The organism is Parasutterella secunda (assembly GCF_023336895.1).
GTDB classification, from domain to species: Bacteria; Pseudomonadota; Gammaproteobacteria; order Burkholderiales; family Burkholderiaceae_F; genus Aphodousia; species Aphodousia faecalis.
Map to the genome: position 1 here is coordinate 1 of NZ_JAMBLT010000023.1, position 1,397 is coordinate 1,397.

Annotated in this window: 1 protein-coding gene; it reads left to right on the forward strand. The window is 43.3% G+C overall.

Annotated elements, in window-relative coordinates; genetic code table 11:
• The coding region (locus M3080_RS09090) for a hypothetical protein (RefSeq protein WP_249092808.1) at positions 1-1,397 on the forward strand (1,397 nt) is incomplete at its 5' end.

Here is a 1,397-nt window from a genome sequence, read left to right on the forward strand (position 1 = left end):
ATAATGCTACCCTGGGTACTGCCTTGGGCCAGTTGCAACAACTTCGTCAAGATAGCGAATGGGAAAAAGCTTGCCTAATGCCTAAAGGTAAAGAAAGGTCTGAACTATTCAGAAAATTGGACAGGAAATACCAACTGACCGAATACGATTTGCATACTGTGATTGCTAAACATCGCCAGAGGAGCGGACGCAAAACAGAGCTGGGGATCAATGAAACACAGAAAATCGCCACGCGAGTCTTCCAAGCAGTTAATCGCTATAAGCTAGGTCTTGGAGGCCGTCCGCGATTCAAATCTCTCAGTCGCGGATTAAGAAGCATTGAAGGCAAAAGCAATAAAACAGGATTGAAATTTAATATTGAAAAATCTGTTTTAAGTTGGTGCAAACATGACTATTGTGTCTTTATTGATCCTCAGGATGACTTTCTTCAAAGGGCGTTGCGTAGTGAAGGTCGCAGCGGATTCAAAAAGGTTAAATATTGCCGTTTAGTTCGCAAAACAATCAAAGGAAAGAATCGCTTTTATTTGCAGGTTGTTTTAGAGGGGCAGGCACCCATTAAGCATATCTACGCGTCAACCAGTGAACGCCTATCAATTGATCCCGGACCTCAAACAATCGCTGTTTTTAGTGATGTTTGGGCTGGGAAAATTAAAGTGTCTCCGACCGCACAAGTAGACGAAAAGAGGTTACGTTGCATACAACGCTCAATGGACAGGAGTCTGAGAAAGAGTAATCCGGACTGTTATGAAAGCGACGGAACATTAAGAAAGGGTTGCGTATTAAAGAAAACAAAAGGTTATGAAAAACGCATCCAACGTTTACAAGAATGCCATCGAAAAGCGGCGGCCACTCGTCGATGTGAACATGGACAGCTCATCAATTTATTGCTGTCCATGGCTGGAGACATTCGTGTAGAAAAGAACCAATGGAAGGCCTTTCAGAGAGGTCATTTTGGAAAAAGTTTAGGTAAAAGCGGCATCTCGGGTTTTATTGAAAGACTGAAGAGCAAGGCTGAAAGCGCCGGTTTAAAGGTAACTGAAGTAAAACCCTATAAATTAAAACTTAGCCAATATGATCCGTATACGGATCAATATCGGAAGAAGTCGCTCAATGAACGTTGGCACAGTTTGGGTGAGAGCTCGGAGTGGATACAACGTGATGTGATGAGCGCATTGTTGTTGCAATGCGCAGACCTGGAAGAAGAAAAACATATTCCGACAGAGGTGATTAAAACTCTGGAAGGTGTGAAACAGCTCCTGAGAGACGCGGGATATGTGATATTGAAACCATCGAGTAATGGGGAGAGTAATCCTACATTTGCGTCAGAGCCAAAAGCTGTGACGCCGGAGAAGGTTCGTCTCGAAATCTTTTGTGGTGCAAGTGATAGTTATCTGTAG